This window comes from Paenimyroides tangerinum, assembly GCF_003865405.1.
GTDB classification, from domain to species: domain Bacteria; phylum Bacteroidota; class Bacteroidia; order Flavobacteriales; family Flavobacteriaceae; genus Flavobacterium; species Flavobacterium tangerinum.
In genome coordinates this window covers 45,442-67,245 of sequence record NZ_RQVQ01000007.1, presented here as the reverse complement: position 1 = coordinate 67,245, position 21,804 = coordinate 45,442, and the positions used below count along the sequence as shown (strand labels likewise).

General features: G+C 30.3%; 22 protein-coding genes. 6 read left to right on the top strand and 16 right to left on the bottom strand.

All coding sequences use genetic code 11. The features are described from left to right. Window positions 1-13 precede the first annotated feature (13 nt). The gene (locus EG240_RS04255; RefSeq protein ID WP_125017774.1) at window positions 14-523 is read right to left on the bottom strand and encodes a ferritin; all 510 of its coding nucleotides are present in this window, start codon (window positions 521-523) and stop codon (window positions 14-16) included. Window positions 524-547: 24 nt separating this feature from the next. Next, window positions 548-1,432, bottom strand: a complete 885-nt coding sequence (gene dapA, locus EG240_RS04250) for a 4-hydroxy-tetrahydrodipicolinate synthase (protein WP_125017772.1) — start codon at window positions 1,430-1,432, stop codon at window positions 548-550. Between the two features lie 126 nt (window positions 1,433-1,558). Between dapA and EG240_RS04245 the strand changes: the two genes are divergently transcribed. Both EG240_RS04245 and EG240_RS04240 read left to right on the top strand, forming a co-directional pair. Next, on the top strand, window positions 1,559-2,338 hold the full coding sequence (locus EG240_RS04245; protein ID WP_125017770.1) for a 5'-nucleotidase C-terminal domain-containing protein: 780 nt from the start codon (window positions 1,559-1,561) through the stop codon (window positions 2,336-2,338). Then, window positions 2,338-3,258, top strand: a complete 921-nt coding sequence (locus tag EG240_RS04240; RefSeq protein WP_125017768.1) for a bifunctional metallophosphatase/5'-nucleotidase — start codon at window positions 2,338-2,340, stop codon at window positions 3,256-3,258. Before EG240_RS04245 ends, EG240_RS04240 begins: the two co-directional genes overlap by 1 nt. Window positions 3,259-3,609: 351 nt before the next feature. Here EG240_RS04240 and EG240_RS04235 read toward each other — a convergent pair whose 3' ends face one another. From EG240_RS04235 to EG240_RS04190, 10 genes are all read right to left on the bottom strand, one after another. After that, complete coding sequence (locus EG240_RS04235; protein WP_125017766.1) at window positions 3,610-4,314, bottom strand: endonuclease/exonuclease/phosphatase family protein; 705 nt, start codon at window positions 4,312-4,314, stop codon at window positions 3,610-3,612. 54 nt (window positions 4,315-4,368) lie between these two features. After that, window positions 4,369-6,363: an NAD-dependent DNA ligase LigA gene (gene ligA / locus EG240_RS04230; RefSeq protein WP_125017764.1), complete on the bottom strand. Its 1,995-nt coding sequence runs from the start codon at window positions 6,361-6,363 to the stop codon at window positions 4,369-4,371. Window positions 6,364-6,373: 10 nt separating this feature from the next. Continuing rightward, window positions 6,374-6,847, bottom strand: a complete 474-nt coding sequence (locus EG240_RS04225) for a DUF6495 family protein (protein ID WP_125017762.1) — start codon at window positions 6,845-6,847, stop codon at window positions 6,374-6,376. Window positions 6,848-6,891: 44 nt separating this feature from the next. After that, complete coding sequence (locus EG240_RS04220; protein WP_125017760.1) at window positions 6,892-7,362, bottom strand: hypothetical protein; 471 nt, start codon at window positions 7,360-7,362, stop codon at window positions 6,892-6,894. 92 nt (window positions 7,363-7,454) lie between these two features. Further along, window positions 7,455-7,892, bottom strand: a complete 438-nt coding sequence (gene rplI / locus EG240_RS04215; protein WP_125017758.1) for a 50S ribosomal protein L9 — start codon at window positions 7,890-7,892, stop codon at window positions 7,455-7,457. Window positions 7,893-7,956: 64 nt separating this feature from the next. Then, a complete protein-coding gene (gene rpsR / locus EG240_RS04210) occupies window positions 7,957-8,253 on the bottom strand; it encodes a 30S ribosomal protein S18 (protein ID WP_125017757.1) in 297 nt (98 codons plus the stop codon). A gap of 5 nt (window positions 8,254-8,258) precedes the next feature. Then, entirely contained in the window at window positions 8,259-8,600 is a 342-nt protein-coding gene (rpsF, locus tag EG240_RS04205; protein WP_125017755.1) for a 30S ribosomal protein S6, read from the bottom strand. An 81-nt stretch (window positions 8,601-8,681) separates the two neighbouring features. Next, window positions 8,682-11,132, bottom strand: a complete 2,451-nt coding sequence (gene priA / locus EG240_RS04200) for a replication restart helicase PriA (RefSeq protein ID WP_125017753.1) — start codon at window positions 11,130-11,132, stop codon at window positions 8,682-8,684. 100 nt (window positions 11,133-11,232) lie between these two features. Next, the gene (locus EG240_RS04195) at window positions 11,233-11,862 is read right to left on the bottom strand and encodes a response regulator transcription factor (protein WP_125017751.1); all 630 of its coding nucleotides are present in this window, start codon (window positions 11,860-11,862) and stop codon (window positions 11,233-11,235) included. After that, a complete protein-coding gene (locus tag EG240_RS04190; protein ID WP_125017749.1) occupies window positions 11,855-13,816 on the bottom strand; it encodes a tetratricopeptide repeat-containing sensor histidine kinase in 1,962 nt (653 codons plus the stop codon). The genes EG240_RS04195 and EG240_RS04190 overlap by 8 nt, the downstream gene beginning before the upstream one ends. A 164-nt stretch (window positions 13,817-13,980) precedes the next feature. On the opposite strand from EG240_RS04190, the gene EG240_RS04185 reads away from it, so the two are divergent. From EG240_RS04185 to EG240_RS04170, 4 genes are all read left to right on the top strand, one after another. Further along, a complete protein-coding gene (locus EG240_RS04185; RefSeq protein WP_125017747.1) occupies window positions 13,981-14,427 on the top strand; it encodes a hypothetical protein in 447 nt (148 codons plus the stop codon). A gap of 75 nt (window positions 14,428-14,502) precedes the next feature. Further along, window positions 14,503-15,492 (top strand): OmpA family protein, encoded by a 990-nt coding sequence (locus tag EG240_RS04180; RefSeq protein WP_125017745.1) that lies wholly within the window; start codon window positions 14,503-14,505, stop codon window positions 15,490-15,492. 4 nt (window positions 15,493-15,496) lie between these two features. Then, window positions 15,497-16,210 carry a hypothetical protein gene (locus EG240_RS04175; protein ID WP_125017743.1) on the top strand — a complete coding sequence of 238 codons (714 nt, stop codon included), beginning with the start codon at window positions 15,497-15,499 and terminating at the stop codon, window positions 16,208-16,210. A 19-nt stretch (window positions 16,211-16,229) separates the two neighbouring features. After that, a complete protein-coding gene (locus EG240_RS04170; RefSeq protein ID WP_125017741.1) occupies window positions 16,230-17,399 on the top strand; it encodes a hypothetical protein in 1,170 nt (389 codons plus the stop codon). A 56-nt stretch (window positions 17,400-17,455) separates the two neighbouring features. Here EG240_RS04170 and EG240_RS04165 read toward each other — a convergent pair whose 3' ends face one another. The 4 genes from EG240_RS04165 to EG240_RS04150 form a co-directional block, all read right to left on the bottom strand. Beyond that, entirely contained in the window at window positions 17,456-17,881 is a 426-nt protein-coding gene (locus tag EG240_RS04165; protein WP_125017739.1) for a DUF2147 domain-containing protein, read from the bottom strand. Window positions 17,882-17,893: 12 nt separating this feature from the next. After that, complete coding sequence (locus tag EG240_RS04160) at window positions 17,894-18,808, bottom strand: YihY/virulence factor BrkB family protein (protein WP_125017737.1); 915 nt, start codon at window positions 18,806-18,808, stop codon at window positions 17,894-17,896. A gap of 17 nt (window positions 18,809-18,825) precedes the next feature. Then, on the bottom strand, window positions 18,826-19,686 hold the full coding sequence (gene nadC / locus EG240_RS04155) for a carboxylating nicotinate-nucleotide diphosphorylase (protein WP_125017735.1): 861 nt from the start codon (window positions 19,684-19,686) through the stop codon (window positions 18,826-18,828). A 240-nt stretch (window positions 19,687-19,926) separates the two neighbouring features. Continuing rightward, window positions 19,927-21,777 carry a TonB-dependent receptor plug domain-containing protein gene (locus EG240_RS04150; protein ID WP_125017733.1) on the bottom strand — a complete coding sequence of 617 codons (1,851 nt, stop codon included), beginning with the start codon at window positions 21,775-21,777 and terminating at the stop codon, window positions 19,927-19,929. Window positions 21,778-21,804: the final 27 nt, after the last annotated feature.

The window sequence follows — 21,804 nt, the reverse complement described above, 5'->3', positions numbered from 1 at the left end:
TTTTTCGTTAAAATTAGATTGCTGTATTTTGAACTGAAGGAAAATTTTTGATGTCATTATCAAATAAGTATAACCCACCTTTATCATCTCCAATAAGATTTATTTTATCTAAGATTGTACGAGCAGTTGCTTCTTCTTCAATTTGTTCTGCAACGTACCATTGTAAGAAATTATGAGTTGCGTAATCTCTATCTTGCAACGAAACATGAACCAATTCATTGATACTTTGAGAAACAAAAACCTCATGCTCAAACAATTGTGTAAACAACGTTTTAAATGACGAATGATCTAACTCTGGCTTAATTACAGCCGGAATAATTGCTTCTCCACCACGTTGATTAATATACTTAATTAATTTTAACATATGCATACGTTCTTCATCAGATTGTGCATACATAAATGTTGCAATACCTTCGAAACCTTGGTTTTCTGCCCAAGATGCCATTGCTAAATATATTTGAGAAGAATCACCCTCTATTTGAACTTGCTTGTTTAAAGCATCTGAAATTGCTTGTGATAACATATCTTATTTTCTTTAATTTTAGTTTTACGAAATTACAAAATTCTTCACAAAAGTTTCAATTCTTCCTGATAAATCTTCGTTAACATTAACCAAAGGCAATCTTAATGTATTTTCAGACAATCCTTTTGCTTTAAAAACTTCTTTAATTCCACCCGGATTACCTTGTTCGAAAATCATATCGATTGCTGGCGCTAAAGCATAATGAATTTTATAAGCTTCATCCACTTTTCTATCTAATCCTAAACGAACCATTTCTGAAAACTCGTGTGGAAAACCTTCACCAATAACTGAGATAACCCCTGCTCCACCAGCTAAAACCATTGGCAAAGTAATCATATCGTCACCAGAAATCACTAAGAAATCTTTTGGCTTATTTTTGATAATTTCCATTGCTTGAATAATATCTCCAGCAGCTTCTTTAATTGCAATGATATTTTTGAAATCATTCGCTAAACGCAAAGTTGTTTTGGCAGCCATATTACTTCCCGTACGACCTGGAACATTATAAATAATCACAGGAAGTGGCGCATTTTCAGCAACCATTTTGAAATGTTGGTAAATCCCTTCTTGCGTTGGTTTATTATAATATGGAGAAACAGATAAGATTGCAGAAAAACCAGTTAAATCTTCCGTTTTCAATTGATTCACAATTTCCATTGTATTGTTTCCACCAATTCCTAAAACCAAAGGCAATTTTCCATTATTAGCTTCGATTACTGTTTTTTTAACCAATTGTTTTTCTTCTTCATTCAAAGTTGCCGCTTCTGCTGTTGTTCCTAAAACAACTAAATATTCAACTTTTCCTTCAATATTGTATTCAACAATTCTTTTTAAAGCTTCAACATCAACCGTTAAATCTTTTTTAAACGGAGTAACTAAAGCAACTCCTGTTCCTACAAATGCCTGCATATCTATTAGTTATATTTTAAATCTAATTATGTTTGGTATATTTTAACTTAAATGATTTAAGTCTTACATAAAAACGCTGTAATTTTACAGCTTTACAAAGTTAATTAAAAAACGAGCGATATTCTAATGAGAAATCCTAAAAATAAAATGCTTTTTTTACTAGGAAGTTTAGCCATAACCACAAGCTTCACAATGAGTTCTTGCAAAAGTACTTCATACAAAAACACTACAATTAACGCAAAAAACATCGAAATCACAGCTGATTTAGGAAGTGTTGAAACAGTCGAAAATTTCGTAACTCCGTATCGTGAACACATCGACAAAGATTTGAGTAAAGTAATTTCTTTTAGTCCAGTTGCGATGGATAAATCAAAAGGTAAATGGGAAACAACAGTAGGAAACTTATTTGCAGAAGCAACTTTAGAAGAAGTAAATCCAGTTTTTAAATCGAGATATAACAAAGACATTGATATTTGTATGTTAAATCACGGTGGGATTCGTTCAATTATATCTGAAGGAAATGTAACTACAAGAACTGCTTTCGAGGTTATGCCGTTTGAAAATAGTGCGATTGTTGTTGAATTAAAAGGTGCTCAAATTCTAGAATTAGCACAATTTATGATTGCCGAAGAAAGAGCGCATCCTTTGGCAGGAATCACAATTCATATCGATTCAAATAAAAATATCAAAAATATTAAAATCAAAAATCAAGATTTAGATATTAATAAAACGTATTATGTTGTCACTAACGATTATTTAGCGCTTGGCGGTGATAATATGAAATTCTTTACCAAAGCAACAAATAAATATGATATGGATTACAAACTTAGAAATGTGCTTTTAGCTTATTTTTCTAAAAACAATCCTTTACCTGTAATTACAACAAAACATATAATTGAAGAATAATGAAAAGAAGAGATTTTATACAAAAAACAGCAGTTAGTTCAGCTATTCTAACTTTTGGTGGTTTATCTTTATCTAGCTTTTCAAATAAAAAAACAAAACGAATCACAATTCTTCATACCAACGACACACATAGTCATATCGACCCATTTCCGTCAGACCATTCTAAATATCCAAATATGGGTGGCGCAGCAAGAAGAGCTTCGTATATAAATAAAGTTCGTGAAGAAAATCCGAATACATTACTTTTTGATGCAGGTGATATGTTTCAAGGAACTCCGTATTTCAATTATTATGGAGGTGAATTGGAATTCAAAATCATGGATATGTTGAAATACGACGCGGCAACTTTAGGAAATCACGAATTTGATAATGGACTGGAAGGTTTAGCTGCCCAAGTGCCAGTTGCAGAATTTGATATTATCAATGCAAATTACGATTTTTCAAAAACGATTATGAACGGACTTACAAAACCGTATAAAGTCTATGAAAAAGATGGAATTAAAATCGGTGTATTTGGTTTAGGCGTAAAATTAGATGGTCTGGTTAACAAAAGAGAATACGGAGAAACGATCTATTTAGACCCCATTGAAACGGCAAATAGAATGACAAAAATCTTAAAAGAAGATGAAAAATGTGATTTGGTAATTTGTCTTTCTCATTTGGGATACGCTTATGATAAAAATATCAATCCGGATATGATTAGTGATTTAGATTTAGCCGCACAAACTCAAGGTATCGATTTGATTATTGGAGGTCATACACACACTTTCTTAGATAAACCAACGCTTGTTAAAAATGCAATTGGCGAAGATGTTATCGTAAATCAGGCTGGATGTTTTGGTTTGCGAATGGGACAAATTGATTTTATTTTTGAAGACAATAAATTGGTTTCAAATTCGGTTAGAAATATCAATATATAAAGTAAAAAATCGTTCTGAATTCAGAACGATTTTTTTTATAACTACTAACTAATTTTCAAAATAAAGGAATGTTTAACTCTAAGAAAAACATTCGTGAAGTCTGTTTAATTTATTTTCTTATAAAGACAAAAGAACAAACATAATTCCTAAATAAACAAATAAACTTACAATTCCCATAATAATTGGCTTTGCGCTAATTGATTTCATAATGTATCTTTTTTATTACACCACAAAATTACAACTTTTACAACATTTAGCACATTCTTAAATATTAAGTAATTGTTATTAATTATTCGTAATGAAAATAGAAATTACGAAATAGAAATTACGAATAACACAATATAAAAACTTCTAAATTTGAATTATTATAGGAACATGGTCACTTAAAATTTTAAATTCATCAAATTTTGAAATAATAAATTTAGAATTATCATTTATTAGTTTTTTAGGAACAAAACAATAATCAATATGATAACCTTTATTAATATTCTTATGCAAATAAAATGTCTTAATAGTTTCTTTACCTTGTAATTCATTTTCTAATTCGTGATACATACTTACAAGATTATTTTTTTCAAACATCTCTACAACATCCGAATGATTCCACCATCTATCCCATAAATTCCAAATTGAATTACTATTAAAATCTCCAACAATAATTGATTTATATATAATTTCGGAGTTAATTTGAAAATATTTCCAAACTTGACCAATATATTCAAAAGTAGGTGAATTATTTTTGTGTGCCCAAACACCAATCAAAATTTGAGAATCATTAATAATAACTGGTAGAAAATACTTCACATCATATTTATTATATGTAGTTGGTAAATCTAATCTTTCTAATTTGATGTTAGACTTAGCGAATATTCCAATACCTTTATTTTTGTTATCACCAATCCAAACATAATTATTTGAGAAATTTAAATATTCAACATCTTTGACTAGAAGCGGATTTTCACATTCTTGAATAACCAAAACGTCTGCATCAAAGTTTTTCAAGAATGAAAATTTCTTTCTAAATGCACCATTACAATTCCAAGTTATAATTTTCATCTTAAATATTTTAAAAACAAAAGCAACTTAGTAAAACCAAATTGCTTTTTTATATTATAATTGATTTATAAAATCTTCTTCGCTCCAAATAGGAATTCCAAGTTTGGTTGCTTTTTCAAGTTTTGAAGGCCCCATATCAGCTCCTGCAATTACAATCGAGGTTTTACCGGTAATTGAACTTCCGTTTTTTCCTCCGTAATCTTCAATTTTTTGTTTGATTTCGTCACGCGAAAACTGTTCAAATTTACCAGAAACAACCATAATCATCCCTGCAAATTTATCAGAAACTTGGGTACTTTCTTTTTCTTGCATTTCAAATTGAATTCCGTAAGATTTCAATCGATTAATGATTTCCAAATTCGCTTCATTTTTGAAAAAACTGCGAAGACTCAACGCAATTTTATCTCCAATTTCATCGACATTAACCAAATCGTCATATTTTGCTAACATCAAAGCATCAATTGATTTATAATGATTCGCAAGTTTTTTAGCAACCGTCGAACCCACAAAACGTATTCCTAAAGCATACAAAACACGTTCAAAAGGAATTTGTTTAGAAGCTTCAACGCTATTAATTAAATTATCTGCAGATTTTTCTGCCATTCTTTCTAACGGAATGATTTGTTCTTTTTTCAATTCATACAAATCGGCATAGTTTTCTACCAATTTATTTTTGAATAAAAGCGCAATAGTTTCACCTCCAAGTCCATCAATATCCATTGCTTTACGCGAAATATAATGCTCAATTCTTCCGATAATTTGTGGCGGACATTCGTAATAATTCGGACAATAATGCTGTGCTTCACCATCTTTACGAACTAATTCTGTATTACATTCTGGACAAGTGTGAATATAAATAGTTGGTTGCGAATCCGCGGAACGTTCGTCTAAATTAACTCCAATAATTTTAGGAATAATCTCGCCTCCTTTTTCCACAAAAACGGTATCGTTAACACGAATATCCAATTTTTCAATTTGATCTGCATTATGTAAGGATGCACGTTTTACAATAGTTCCAGCCAATTGTACAGGTTCCAAATTTGCAACTGGAGTTATCGCACCAGTACGACCAACTTGATACGTAATCTCATTTAATTTCGTAGAAACTTGTTCAGCTTTGAATTTGTAAGCAATTGCCCAACGCGGATTTTTTGCCGTAAAACCAAGCTCTTCTTGTTGAAAAAAATCATTTACCTTGATTACAACACCGTCCGTTTCATAAGGTAATTGATGACGTTCGTGATTCCATTTCTCAATAAACTCAAAAACTTCGTCCATTGAATTTGCTAAAATGGATTGTGTTGGAACTTTAAATCCAAATTCACGTGCTTTTTCTAAAGCTTTAAATTGATTTTCAAGAACTGAATTTACACCTACAAAATTATATAACAAACATTCCAAAGGGCGTTTGGCAACTTCTGCACTATCTTGAAGTTTCAAGCTTCCAGAAGCGGTGTTTCTAGGATTAGAATACGGAGTTTCACCTATTTCAATTAATTCCTGATTCATTTTTTCAAATCCAGCAAACGGAAGAACAATTTCTCCACGAATATCAAATTTCTCAGGATAATTTCCTTTTAATTGTAACGGAACAGATTTTATCGTTTTGATATTATTTGTCACTTCATCACCTTGAAAACCGTCACCACGAGTAACCGCACGAACTAATTTTCCGTTTTCGTAACTAATGGATATCGAAGCTCCGTCATATTTTAATTCACAAACAAATTGCACAGGAACATCTCCTAGAACTTTTTGGATACGTTGCTCCCATTCCAATAAATCTTCTTTTGAGTACGAATTTTCAAGCGAATACATACGATGTTCGTGTACAACCGTATTAAAATTTTTAGTAATCGCTCCTCCAACTCTTTGCGTTGGTGAATTCACATCAAAAAATTCTGGATGTTTTGATTCTAAATCTTGTAAATGTTTTAGTTTGATATCGAAATCATAATCAGAAATCGTAGGATTATCTAAAACATAATAATTGTAATTATGTTCATTTAATTCATTTCTTAAACTTTCAATTTCTTTGAAAACATCCATAAACGTAATCTTATTTGTTTAGTAATTCTTTGATTTGGTGATAAAGTTCACCTTGACTTAAAATTCCTCCTTGTTGAATGATTTGGAACAATTCATAATTTCTATCAGAATCAAACTTTTTAGCGCCATAACGAATTTCAACTTCTTCTCCTAACAAATTATCGCTTAACCATTGTAAACCTTCCTTATGCAAGAAATCAACTTCAGGATTCGTGGTTTTTAAAACAATAGTATCAATATCGGTTTCATCGAATCGGAATAAGAAAATATGTGTTTTCGAAAAATGCTCGATGTATTTCGCATTTTGTAAAACACCTTCCCAAACCAAATCAGAAAAAATATCTAATTCTTGTTCGGCAACTTCTGGTTTAGAAACTTTTAATTCGTCCCATTCCTTTTTATCTATTTGCTGAGAAGCTAAAAAGTTTGCAAACTCAACATGTAATTCTTCAAATTGTTCTTTTGTTAAACGAGTATATTTCATTTTATTCAGATTCTAATATCACATACAAAAATACAACCTTCCGTTTAATTCCAACAATTCTTTTTATAAGAATCGATTAATTTCATATCACAATCTGTCTCAATAAATTTATTCTTTACTGAATCCATTATAGAAAGTCTTTTAAAATAAGGAGAAAAACTAAATTGAGCCGCATTGCGATTATGCGTTGAATGATGTTCTACCAAGATTAGCTCGTAATACATTAAAGAATCTTGCGGATAAGTTCTTGACAAAACAGGAAATGAATCAATCTGAAAACCATATTTAACATTTTGATTTTTCATATAACCAATTAATTCTTTGCATTTTGAATTACTTTGAACGATGTCAATTAATCTTGTCATACAATCAGAAGTTTTGATTTCGTCAACTTTATTTTCTTTCACAACCGAATCTTTAACAACAATTGTACTTTCTTTTAGCTCATCCACTTTCTTAGTTTCACAAGAAATAAACACAAATACCAATAATAAAAAATTCAATATTAACCTCATAATCAAATCATTTTAGATTTAAATATAAGAATTAAAAACAAAAAAAGTCCTTTCTTTCGAAAGGACTTTTCATATATTGAAATAACAGAGAATTACTCAGCTACGATTTCGTAAGGTAATTCAACGAATACTTCGCGGTGTAAACGAACGTTTGCAGCATATTTACCTAAACGTTTGATTGTTCCAGAAGTAATGAATTTTTTGTCAATTGATTGACCGTTTGCTTCTAAAGCAGCAGCGATATCAGCATTAGTTACTGAACCAAATAATTTCTCACCACCAGCTTTAACAGCGATTTTGATCTCTAAAGCTTTTAATGCATCAGCAATTGCGTTAGCATCAGCGATTAATTTAGCTTCTTTGTGAGCTCTTTGTTTTAAGTTTTCAGCTAAAACTTTTTTAGCAGATGGAGTTGCTAAAATAGCAATTCCTTGAGGAATTAAATAATTACGACCGAATCCTGGTTTAACAGTAACTACGTCATCTTTAAATCCTAATTTATTAACATCTTGTTTTAAGATAATTTCCATGTTGTTGTCCTTTTTAAATTAGAAGTTAGGTTCTTGAAACAGAAACCAACAACTTAAGTTTTTATTATTTTAATAAATCTGCTACGTATGGCATTAAAGCTAAGTGACGAGCACGTTTTACAGCAACAGATACTTTTCTTTGGTATTTTAAAGAAGTTCCAGTTAAACGACGAGGTAAAATTTTCCCTTGCTCGTTAACGAATTTTAATAAGAAATCAGCATCTTTATAATCGATGTATTTGATTCCTGATTTTTTGAAACGACAATACTTTTTAGTTTTGTTTGTTTCAATGTTTAAAGGCGTTAAATATCTGATATCTCCGTCTTTTTTACCTTTTGCAGATTGTTCAATACTTGCCATGATAATTAAGCTTTTTTAGTTTTTAATTTCTCTCTTCTTCTTTCAGCCCAAGCAACAGCGTGTTTGTCTAAAGAAACAGTTAAGAAACGCATAACTCTTTCGTCACGACGGAATTCAGTTTCTAAACCAATGATTGCGTCAGCAGCTACAGTGTACTCAAATAAATGGTAAAAACCACTTTTTTTGTTTTGAATTTCGTAAGCTAATTTTTTTAAGCCCCAATCTTCTTTAGATACCATTTTAGCCCCTTTAGAAGCAAGAAATTCCTCGAATTTCGCTACTGTTTCCTTTACCTGAGTTTCAGATAAAACGGGATTCAAAATGAAAACAGTTTCATATTGATTCATAATAATAAAATTTAATTTGTTATAAATTGGGTGCAAAGATAGTTTTTTGATTTTGATTTACAAAACTTAACAAACCTTTTTTTAATAAAAATCAACACTAATTGTTGTTTTAATTGAACGATAAGCTCCAATTGCTTCAAAACTTTTTATAGATTTTCTGATTTCGTTTTTGGTTTTATTCAATGGAATATTAATCGGAATCTTTATCAGAATAATTCGTATGTATTGATTTCTAATTCGATTTATCGATGGTTCTTCAGGTCCTAAAACAGGCATTTCTAATTGTTTTGATAATAAATTATACAACCAAAAAGAACCTTCTTTTACTTTCTGAAAATCAACATGTTTCAATTGCAAACGAATCAAACGATAAAAAGGTGGGTATTTAAAATTCAAACGTTCATACATTTGTTCTTTAAACATCGAACCATAATCATTTGTTGTAACTTGCTGAATAATATTATGATATGGATTATATGTTTGGATAAAAACTTTTCCTTCCTTATCTTTTCTTCCTGCTCGACCTGCAACTTGCATAAACATTTGAAATGCACGTTCATGAGCACGAAAATCAGGAAAATACAAAGCATTATCTGCATTCAGAATTCCAACTAAAGTTACATTATCAAAATCCAAACCTTTTGCTAACATTTGAGTTCCAACCAGAATATCTATTTCTTGATTTTTAAACGCGTCAATTAATTTCTCAAATGCATATTTACCACGAGTTGTATCTTGGTCCATACGAGCAATCGATTTATTTGGAAATAATTCCATCACTTCCAATTCGATTTGTTCCGTTCCGAAACCTTTTGTTGTAATATCAACGCTGTGACAAACGTGGCATTTTACGGGCTTTGCCATCGTATAACCACAATAATGACAACGTAAATGTTCTTGAAATTTATGATATGTTAAACTTACATCACATGATGGACATTGCGGTACATGACCACAAGTCAAACATTCTAAAACAGGAGAAAACCCACGTCTATTCTGAAATAGAATAACCTGTTCTCCTCGCCCCAATGTTTGATTTATTTCATCTAAAAGATCAATACTAAAATGACCTTTCATCTCTTTTTTCCGGTGCTTCTCTTTAATATCAATCAGAACAATTTCGGGTAATTTTACATTTCCAAAACGTTTTTCTAATGTTACTAACCCGAATTTATTTTGATACGCGTTATAAAAACTTTCTAAACTTGGTGTTGCTGAACCCAATAAAACTTTAGCATTATGCATTTTTGCAAGAACAATAGCTGAATCTCGTGCGTGGAAACGAGGCGCAGGATCTTGTTGTTTGAACGAAGGTTCATGTTCTTCGTCAACAACGACGAATCCTAAATTAGAAAAAGGAAGAAAAATCGAAGAACGAGCTCCAATCACAACTTTAGCCTTTTCAGAATTTTGATTAACACGAAACCAAACTTCAACACGTTCGTTAGAAGAATATTTGGAATGAAAAACAGCAACTTGATTTCCAAAATGTTTGGTTAAACGTTGAACCAATTGCGTGGTTAAAGCAATTTCTGGCAACAGATACAAAACTTGCTTTTCTTGCTTAAGAATTTGCTCAATTAATTTTATATAAATCTCAGTTTTTCCAGAACCTGTAATTCCTTTTAATAAGGTAATATCAAATTTTTCAAAAGAAGTAACAACTGAATCAAAAGCAGTTTGCTGTGAATCACTAAGTACAATTTCTTGTTTATTTACATCTGCGAAAACCACTCGGTCTTGAGCCAATGTAAATTCTTCAAATATATTTTTTGAAATTAATCCTTTTAAAACAGCCGGAGTTACATCTGCTTTTTCTAATAAAGTTTTTGATGTGATAGGTTTCTTATCAATTGCTTTTAATTGAAAAAATTTCATCACTAAGGTGCGTTGCTTTTCCGAACGAGAAAGAATTTCCATTAAATCTTTTAATTTTTCTGGAGCATCATATTCGGGATTTAGTTTTACATATTTAACCATTTTAGGCTTATATGATTCAACTATTTCTTCATTCAGAACAATGATTTCTTTTTCAAGAAGCGACTGAATTACAGGAAAGATATTTTTTTTATTTAGAATCGAAATGATTTCTTCAATTTTTAAAACTGCCTGACTTTGAAAAGCTTCATACAATAGAAACTCTTCATCAGTAAAATCAGAAATTAAATATTCTTTTTTAGGTTTATAAACAACAATCGTTTCACTTTCCAACAACAAAGCCGATGGAACAGCTGCACGATAAACTTCTCCCAAAGTACACATATAATATTCTGCTAACCATTTCCAATGTGCAATCTGGGTTTCATTTACGATAGGTTGCGAATCGATAATTTCCTGAATTTCTTTAGCTTGATAAGCTACAGGCGGAACATTGTGTTTTGAAAGTACCAAAGCAGTATAAACTTTACTTTTACCAAACGGAACAGCCACACGCATTCCAACTTGTAAATAATGAAATTCGTTTTCATTTACTTCATAAGTAAACGAATCGGCAAGTGCCAAAGGAACAATAACGTTTATAAAAAATTGCATATTTTACTGTGTAACTCAAAAAACAAAGATAGTTATAAAATAAAAAACACCTCGAAAATTCGAAGTCCATTCTAAATTAATAACAAAATGAAAAACATTATTAAATCAACTTGTTGTCAGTCGCAATTTTTACAAGCTCAATCATATTTTTAGCTTTGAATTTCTGTAACAAATTTCTTCGATGCGTTTCTACAGTAATAACAGAGATAAACATTATATCTGCAATTTCTGCAGAAGTTTGTCCTTCTGAAACAGCTTTTAAAATTTGAAGTTCGCGTTTGGTAATTCGTGGAATTTCATAATTAATTACTGATGGTTTAGCCATTATTTCCTGAACATCTTTACATAAAGAAAGCTTCCCGTTTATAGCATCCTGAATGCATTGCATGATTTCTTTAGCATCTGCGTTTTTCAAAATATAACCACTTCCGCCATTTTCTAAAAAACGTAAAATGATACTTCGCTCAGCTTGATTGCTAATTCCAACTACTGTGGTTTCAGGTGAATGTCGTTTTATTATTTTACAGAAATCAAGACCATTTCCATCTTTTAAAACAATATCAAGCAACACAACATCAATCCTATTTTCTTGAATAAAATCTAGCGCTGCATTTCCTTTGGTAAAAGAAAAAATTTGAAACGTCTCATCTTGTTGTAAAAGATATTTCAATCCTTCCAAAACCATTGGATGGTCATCAACTATCACTAAATTTATTTTATTTTTATACATTACAAACTATATTTAAAGTAGTTCCATTTCCTTTTTCTGTTACAATGTCAAAACTGCCATTAATTAAACGTGTTCGGTTTTCAATGTTTTTTAGACCAAGTCCATACGCAATTTCAGATTTTTCAAAACCAATTCCGTCATCTTCAATCGTTAATATCAAAGTATCCTCATTTTGACTAATTTGAACAATAACAATATCAGCTTGTGCATATTTGATAACATTACTAATTGCTTCTTGTGTAATACGATATAAAGCTAATTGCGTTTGAAAAGTAATATTCTCTGCAAGATTATATGCTTCAAATTGAATTGTAAAATTTTTCTGAGACATCGATTCACAAAGCTCTCGAAGTGCAATTTCAAGTCCTAAATTTTTTAATGTTTCAGGCATCAAATTTCTAGAAATGCGTCTCATTTCTAAAATTGTTGCGTCAATTTTTCTCCCAATTTCTGCAGCTTTATCTAAATTCATTGTAGAAACTGTCATCTTTATATTAGCAAGCATTCCTCCCATACTATCGTGTAAATCTTGAGCGATTCTTTGTCTTTCTTGTTCTTCTCCTTGAAGAATAGCTTGCGTAGCTTCGTATTTGCGTTCTTTTTCAATATAAAGAAGCTCTTGTTTGTGATTAAGATTAATTTGCTTATTGATTTTTTGTTGTTTTTTGTATGTCAAATAAATTAAAAAAGCAATTATCAAACTAAGCAACAATGCTACAGCTAAAATGGTAATTCGAAGGTTTTTATTTTTAGTTATTAATACTGATTCTTCTTTTTCTCGTTCTAATTTCGCTATTTGTTCTTGTTTTTCAGAAGATTTATGAATGATTTCTAATTCATTCATTTTTTCTAAAATTTTTTGTTGCTGTAAACTATCGCTAAGCACACTTGCCTTTTTCATCCAATTAAAAGCTTGTTTGTAATCGCCTAAAACTTCATTAACAGCAGCTAATTGAGAGAACGTGATCTTTCTGTTTACAGGTTCTTTACTCAAAATATTTTCATTCAAAATCTGCTCAAGTTGATTTCTTGCCTTTAAATAATCCTTTTGCATCAAAAAGACATTATAAACTCGAAAATAAAGCATATGTAAAAGTTTAAATTGCTTTTTTTCTTTTGCAAGTTCAATCCCTTTTTCTAAACTCAATAAAGCCATATCATACTCCTCTCTTGTCGTATGATACATTGCTTCTTGATAATAATAATTAGGTAAATACTGTGAATCTTTGAATTTTAAAAGTATATTTTTTGCTTTATCTAAATAAACTTTTGCTGATCTACTATCCGGTTTATAACAGTAATTACTAACAAGATTCAAATATGTTATCAAATGTACGGATTGCATTTCAGGGATTTTATTAAGAATATCAAGTGCTTTTTTGTGATATTCTTCAGCAGTATCAAATTGACCAATTGACATAAAAGTTAATCCAAGTTGTGTATTATAAAAAGCTAATAATTCTAAATTATTCATCTTTTGACTTAGCGGTATACATTCTTCGATTAATGTTTTAACCATAAAATCATATCCTTTATCTTCAACCTGAATATAAGCGTAGTTATATAAAGTTTTTACAAGGATCTCATTATTTTTAGATTCAATCTTCAATAAATCTATGGCATTTTGATAATGTTTTTTTGCTTTTGCTTTATTTCCAATAGAAGAAAAATAAATACCCGAAAAATAATCTAAAACACCTTTATCTAATTTTTCTCTATCATTAGATTTTTGCACTTTTTGAATGGCATTCCAACTTTTTAAACTATCGGATTGCGCCCAAAATTCAGACAATAATAAGTAATTCAGCAATTGTTTTTTCTTATCTTTTTGATTTTGAACATTTTTATACAGTTCTGATAAATAAGCATTTTCGTCAAGTGGAAAAAAATGCTGAGCTGTAACAAGATTACAAATAAGTGAAAATGATATGATGAAAAATATCTTCTTTAACATGTTTTCAAAAAAATTAAAAGACAAATATCCTAATAAAAAGCTTCAATTTACATTTGTTTTATAAAATCAAGGTAAACCATTAGAAAAAAATCATAGAATTCGACGATTGATAGCAAATTTATAATTAGTCATTTTTGTAAAAACAATTTTAAAAAACAAACAACATGAAAAATTTTAAAAAGAAACTAACATTCGTAGGTATTTTATCATTATTAACCATCGGAACAATTACAACAAGTTGTAGTAGTAGTGATGACAATACAAATTACGAACAACCAACTTCAGGAACAATCGATGCTGCAGTTGGTACGTATAAAGGAAAGTTAAGGTCAAGTCTTCTTGAACAATACGAATATTTTGATGCTGTTATTATCGTTACAAAAGTAGATAATCAGCATTTAAAGGTTGAAGCAAAATCTGGTGAAGCTTATTCTAGTGTGACTTCTAAAACTTTTAAAGTGGAGAATAGCTATAACAATAATATTAACAATGTCAATGGAATTCTAGAAGGTTATTTTTGGTATACTGCCGAAGTAAAAACCCTTGAATTGGGAACAAATCAACAAGCAGAAGGTGAAATAAATTTTTTATTTGATGGTGTTAAACAATAATTAGGAATAACAATTAATTTGGATTTAAATTCTAAAAATTGTTTATTTATCAAAAAATTATTAACTAACAATATTATGAAAAAAACTGGATTATTATTATTTACTGCGTTATTGATTATTTCGTGTAATCAAAAAAACAAGGAAAATGAAATCATAACCAATGATACTTTAATTTCAAACGAAACTTCAAAACCAATTGAAAATAGTTTTAATATCGAAAATATTTCAGTTTCAACTGCTGACATTGGTGTTTTTCCGTTTATAAATTTACCTAAAGGTTTAAAAGAAATGAACAAACCCTTGGTTCGTGAATTTGACGTTTGTTTCTTTCCTATTGAAGGAATTATGACACCTTTTGAGGGTAAACTTTATAAAACTTTTGTTTCTCCCAATCAAGGAGAAAATTTCTCTCAGCATTTTTTCGAAAAAAGTATGTCTGATTATCTTTTATCAATTGGAGCTATTAAAGTTTTTGACGGAGAAATCACAAAAGAAGAATACGACAGATATAACAAAAAAGACCCAAATAAAGGCGACGAAGGCGATATTGGTTACGCTGGACAAAATATAAAATTTTGGGTTTTACGCACAAAAAATGATGGCAATATTTACGTTCAATATATTTCAAATAATGCAGGAGCGTCTTTGAATGTGTTACAAGAAACTGCTTTTGAACAATCGATTACCAAAGTTACTGCCGAAGAAATTTCTTCTGATTTAATAGAAAAAGGAAAAGCTGTTTTATATATCAATTTCGATGTCGATAAATCAACTATTTCTAATGATGGAATTGAAACGGTAAACGAAATTGCTGTTGCTTTAAAAAACAATCCGCCTTTAAAAATTAGTATCGAAGGACATACAGATAATTCCGGAAATTCGACTCATAATAAAACACTTTCTGCAAATCGAGCTGAAGCAGTTAAAGAAAAGCTTACATCAAACGGAATTGATAAAAACAGATTATCTACTGTTGGTTTTGGCTCAGAAAAACCTATAGCTACAAATGATTCTGAAGAAAACAAAGCAAAGAATCGACGAGTAGAACTAGTTAAAATAAATTAATACTATGAAAAAAATTTTTAATTATACAATTCTAATTCTCTTTGCATTTTTAGCCTCTTGTAGTTCTTCTGATGACGGAAGTACTATAGACAACGGAAATGGCGATGGAAACGAGAATCCAAACCCAAATCCAGCAAGTCAATCATACTGGCCATTTGCATTAGGAAATCAATGGAATCTGGTGAATCCAGATAATTCAGAAGACATCTTTAATTATCATATTTATAAAACCATTAATTATGATGGGAAAAACTATTTTCAATTTGAACCTATTGGTTCTATTCAAGAAGTTGAATTAACAGATGGTTTCCGCGAAGAAAATGGAATATTCAAAGCTCTACATGGAGCCACTTCAAATATGGGAGTTAACACCACTGCTGGAATTATAACTTACATCAACACAAAATTAAACGTTGGTGAAACTTGGACAGATGAAGTTATTTTAGAAATCTCAGGAGCAGCAAGTGGGCATATAAAACATACCAATCAAGGAAAAATTCTTGACAAAGTTGCCAGCGTTACAATCAATGGAAAAACATACCAAGATGTTATCAAAACAGAACTTAGAAAAACTGTTTTTAACAGTATAACAGGAAATTCATTTGAAATTATTTATGAGAATTGGTTAGCCAAAGGCGTAGGAATCATTTATGAAAAAAATATCTATCCGGGAAATGATATTGAAGAATATGGTTTAATAAATCATGTTCTGAATTAACAAAAAAATCAATTTTATTATGGTAAAATTTTCACTTTTATTATTTGCGTGTTTAATTGCTCAAGAAAATATAATTGCTCAAGATTTTCCTTATAAACTATCTAAAGATATAATTGCAGAAAAAGATTCAAATCAAAACGCATTTGCCTTACAGATAGCAGCTACGAATTTTGCTTTTCAGGGAGATTATAGACAAGCTCTAAAAACTTGGAATGAACAAAGACCTAATCAAAAAGAAATTAAACTGACCGAATTTGATTCGCTTTTTCTTGCTAAAAGCAAGGTTATTTCAGCCAAGGAATATATTTTAGAAAAAAGTAAAGAAGAAGAAATTATCATATTAAACGAATTACATCACAATTCAAGTCATAGAAAATTTGCTCGTTCATTGTTAAAAGGATTATACGATAATGGCTATAGATATTTAGGTTTAGAAGCTTTAGATGACAATCAAATCAATGATAGAAAATTTGCTACAATAGAAAGTGGATATTATACATCTGAACCTGAATTCGGAAATTTTATCAAAGAAGCTTTGGACTTAGGTTTTACGCTTTTTGGTTATGAAGCCTCAGAAACTGATAATTGGGATACCGATAAATGGAAAAATCGAGAAATTGCTCAAGCTCAGAATATTTATAAATTTATGCAGAATCATACCGATGGAAAATATTTTATTTATTGTGGTGCTGGTCATGCTTTCGAGGGTGATAATAATGGCAGAGGAAAATCAATGGCTGGAGTTTTATCAGATTTAACAAAAATAAATCCGTTAACAATTGACCAAAATAGATATTCAGATAAAGGCGAAAATCGTTACAATCAACCATTAACTAAATTAGTTCAAAGTAATGTGCCAAGTATTCTTATAAATTCTGAGGAAACGATTTTTAGAAGTAATTCCACTAGTTATGAAACGGATATTAGTATAATTCAACCTATAATTAATTTTGAAAAAATCGATTCATCTTGGTTAAATGATAACGTTCAAATCGAAGTAGAAATTCCAACCGAAAAAACAATTAATTATCCTGCATTACTTTTAATTTACAGAAAAGGTGAACTTAAAATGAATGGAATTCCGACAAAAATTATTGAACTAGCAAATAATCAAAAGAAAATATTTGTCAAAAAAGGGAATTATGACTATTTAATTATTGATTCAAAAAACAATAAAATACATTATTGAAACAAAAAACACTTCAGAAATTCTGAAGTGTTTTGTTTTTATTTTATTTATTGAAATTACATTCTAATCCAAGTTTGAGTTCGTCCTAATGCTTGAATTCCCACATAACCACGAACATCTAATTTGTCTTTACCGTTTAACTTCATCATACATTTGTACTCTTTACCAGAAGTTGGGTCTAAAATTTTACCTCCGTTATATTCTGAACCATCTTTTTTTAAACCTGTAATAATTGTTAAGCCTTTAATTGGTTTATTTTTATTTGTTCCTTCACATTTAGAACAAATAGCCGTTTTATTTTCAGTTAAAATCTCAATTACTTTACCGTAAATTTTTCCATCTTTTTCTGAAATTTCAACTATTGATTTTGGCTTACCTGTTTCATCATCAATCGTTTTCCATTTTCCAATTACACTTTGAGCTGACATTGAACCTATTCCAAGAAACATTGTCATAAACATAAAAATTAGTCTTTTTTTCATAATTATTGTTTGTTATTTTTTACTAATATATAAATTTTTACTTTTCAATTTCAAAATTGTTGCATTTAAATCAAAACCTAACAAAAGAATCATACAATTGATCCAAATGTAAATCATCACTACCAAAAGTGTACCAATTGAACCATACAATTCATTATATTTAGCAAATCGTAAAACATAAACTCCAAAACCATAAGATGTTAAGGCTACCAAAATGGTTGTAAATACCGAACCATAAGATATAAATGCCATTGATTTTGTTTCCTTTGTACCAAATTTATACAAAATAGAAACAACTACTAAAATCATTGAAGTTACAAAAACTGAACGTGCAATATTCCCAAGCAATGGAATTTCAGTCACTTGCATCAAAATCTCTATAGTTAAATAAACCGCAACTGAAAATATCATAATCAAAGAAAGCAGAATCGACAAACTAACTGCAACAATATATTGACGAATAAAATTTCTTGAATTTGTAATATGATACGACGATTCAAAACCTCCAATTATCGCATTTACACCATTTGCCATTAAGAAAACCGACATAATAACACCGGTAGAAATCAAACTTTTGTAACTGTTATTCATAATATCAATCAGAATAAGTTCGATTGCTCCGTACGTATTTGGTGGAACGCTGTCTTCTACAAACTGAAGAAAATCTTGTTGAAAATTTTCTAACGGAATGTAAGGAATCAAGTTCAATATAAAAAGTGCAAACGGAAAAAGCGCCATAAAGAAACTAAACGCAATAGAACCAGCTCGATACGAAAATGCACCTCGCACGATTCCATAAATATAAAGTTCCAAAAGTTCATAAAGTGTCAAACCTTTTAAACCAGGAAGCTTAATATTTTTTGAAAATTCTACCAACTTATTAACAACTGGGATTTTCATTAGTTTTCTTTCTATTTTTGTTGACAATTTTATAGATTATATAGTTATAAAACCGCTTTTAAACTCAAATCCATATTATAAACCGAGTGAGTCAAAGCGCCCGAAGAAATAAAATCTACACCACAATTTGCATATTCACGAATAGTTTTCTCGTTAATATTTCCAGATGATTCAGCAAAACATTTTCCATTAATCATTGCCACAGCTTTTTTAGTATCTTCGAAATTAAAGTTATCAATTAAAATCTGATAAACACCATCATTTGCTAAAATCTCAGCAATTTCATTCAAATCACGAGCTTCAACAATAATTTTTAAATCTTTATTTTCATCCTTAAGATATTGCTTTGTTTTATTGATTGCTTGCGTAATTCCACCAGCAAAATCAATATGATTATCTTTCAACATAATCATATCATACAACGCAAATCTGTGATTTTCGCCACCACCAATCTTCACCGCCCATTTTTCAATCGCACGAATACCAGGAGTGGTTTTACGCGTATCTAAAATCTTAGCTTTAGTTCCTTCAACCAACTTCATAAATTCACTAGTTTTCGTAGCAATCGCACTCATACGTTGCATCGAATTCAAAACCACTCGTTCCGCTTTTAAAATCGATTGTGATTTTCCGGTAACATAAAATGCAATATCGCCATATTTCACTGGAGTTCCGTCTTCAATCAAAACTTCGACTTCCATATCAGAATCAACATAATTAAAAATCATTTTAGCAAATTCTACACCCGCCAAAATTCCATCTTCTTTAACCAAAAGCTTTGCTTTTCCCATCGCATCGGCCGGAATACAAGCCAACGAACTATGGTCGCCATCACCAACATCTTCGCGAATAGCATTTTCTATAATTAATTCTAATTCTTTATCAAATTGTTCTTTCGAAATCATTTCTATCTATTTTAAGGCTAAAATACAAAATGTTTTAAAAAAAGTAGATTTTTAGTGATTTCATTTGGGCAAATCCTTCCACTGCGTTTCAGGTCGGGCTGTACGCACTCGCTTTTCGCAAATCAAAAATTTGCAAAAGAGCTCAAACAAAGCTTCCATCCCTTTTGCGAGATTGTGCATTAAACTAAAAATACTACAAAAAAAGCTATTCAAAATGAATAGCTTATATTATATGTTTGTTTATAAAACTCCATTAAACTTAATTCCAATACTAAACCAACGTCCAGGCATTGGAACTGCACCTGCTTCGATATATGTTTTATCAAAAATATTTTGTGCATCAACGTAATAGTTAAACTTTTTATATTGATATGAAACACGTAAATCAGTCAAGAAATAATCTTTGTACGAAATGCGCTCATTATATCTATTTGCAATTAATGCTGACCAATTTGAATTAGACCATTGAATAATATTCACCAACTGATGACGAAAATTCTCAATCTTATATTTCGAAGAATTATCTTCTGCCAAACCTTCCATTTTTGGAGATAAATACGTGTAAGCTAATTTAAATTTCCAATCGTTTTTATCAGCTTTTAATCGATAATCAAAACTTGCATTAATTCCCGTTGTTCTTAAACTTCCAACGTTATTTGCTTGCCAAGGAACATCGGCAGAAAGTCGCGTCCAATCAATAAAATCATTTATATCACGATAAAAAACAATTGCTTTCGCTTTAAATTTTTCATCTTCAAACTTAAAACCACCTTCATATTGAATCGCTTTCTCTGAAATCAAATTTGAATTTCCAATATTTCCGGGACGTTGGTCTAAATACAAATCTGTAAACGAAGGAATTCTTTGACTTGTTCCAGCACTTGCTATAAATTTAAAATCGGGCTGAATCAAATAACTAAAATCCAAACCTGGGAAAACTTGCCATCCAAAAACCGAATTATAATTTGTGTAAGCTCCAATCGTAAAGTCAATGTTTTCTATTTCTTGTGTTCTAAATTCAGCATAAAATCCAAAATTCTCACGTTCGTGATTTCCTATATTACTCGAATTAATTTGCTCATATCGACCTTCAACTCCAAAACCAAATTCGCCATAATTCACCTGATAATTAGCGTTTAATTGTGCATTTAAACTATTTGAATAATGTTGACTTCTAGCAACATCCAACTTATGACGGAAATAACGATAATCATCATAATTATATCGGTAACCAATTTGCGGTAATAAAACAAAATTATCACTCAATCGATGTTTTGATTGAACAGCAAACATCACTGTTTGAACAATTTCTTTTGCTTCTTTATCACCCGGAGACGCATAAAATCCGTTTGCTCCAAAATTTGAATTGGTATAACCAGCTAACAAATTGAAATTATTATTATCGTTTGCTTGAAAATCTGCTTGATAAAAAACTTTATTGTTGTGATAAGCGGTATTGTAACGATATCCACTACCCGATTCGTGCGATCCAAATAATTGATGCTGAAATTTTTCTTTAGCCAAAGTAAAACCTAATTGAATGCCACGACCGTTGAATATTTCGTTGGTTTCTTCCTTATTTTTTTTAAAATTAGTACCAGCAAAAACATTTGCATAAAACGAATTATCAATAGGTCGCCTGGTAACAATATTAATTGCTCCGGTTAAACTATTAACTCCATAAATTCGGGCTGCAGGGCCTTTCAAAATTTCAATTCGTTCGATAGCTTCTGTTGGAATTGGAATGTTCAACGAATTATGAGCCGTTTGATGGTCAGAAATTCGAACTCCATTTAAAAGAATTAAAGTTTGCTCAAAACTTCCTCCGTCAATACTCACATCAGCTTGTGTTCCGAACGGTCCACGTTGACGAATATCAACACCAGAAACGTAAGTCAATAGTTCATTTATAGATTTTGCAGGTAAAACCTTAATTTCTTCAGCTGTAATTACACTAACATTTCTATTTTGTTCTGTAAACGGAATTGATATTCGATTGTTTTGAATAATCAATTCATCTAATGTATTTTCATTCTCTTGGGCTTGCATTACAAATGGTAAAAACAAAGCACATAAAATAGCTCTTTTCATAATTTGTATTTAACGTGATAAAACTAT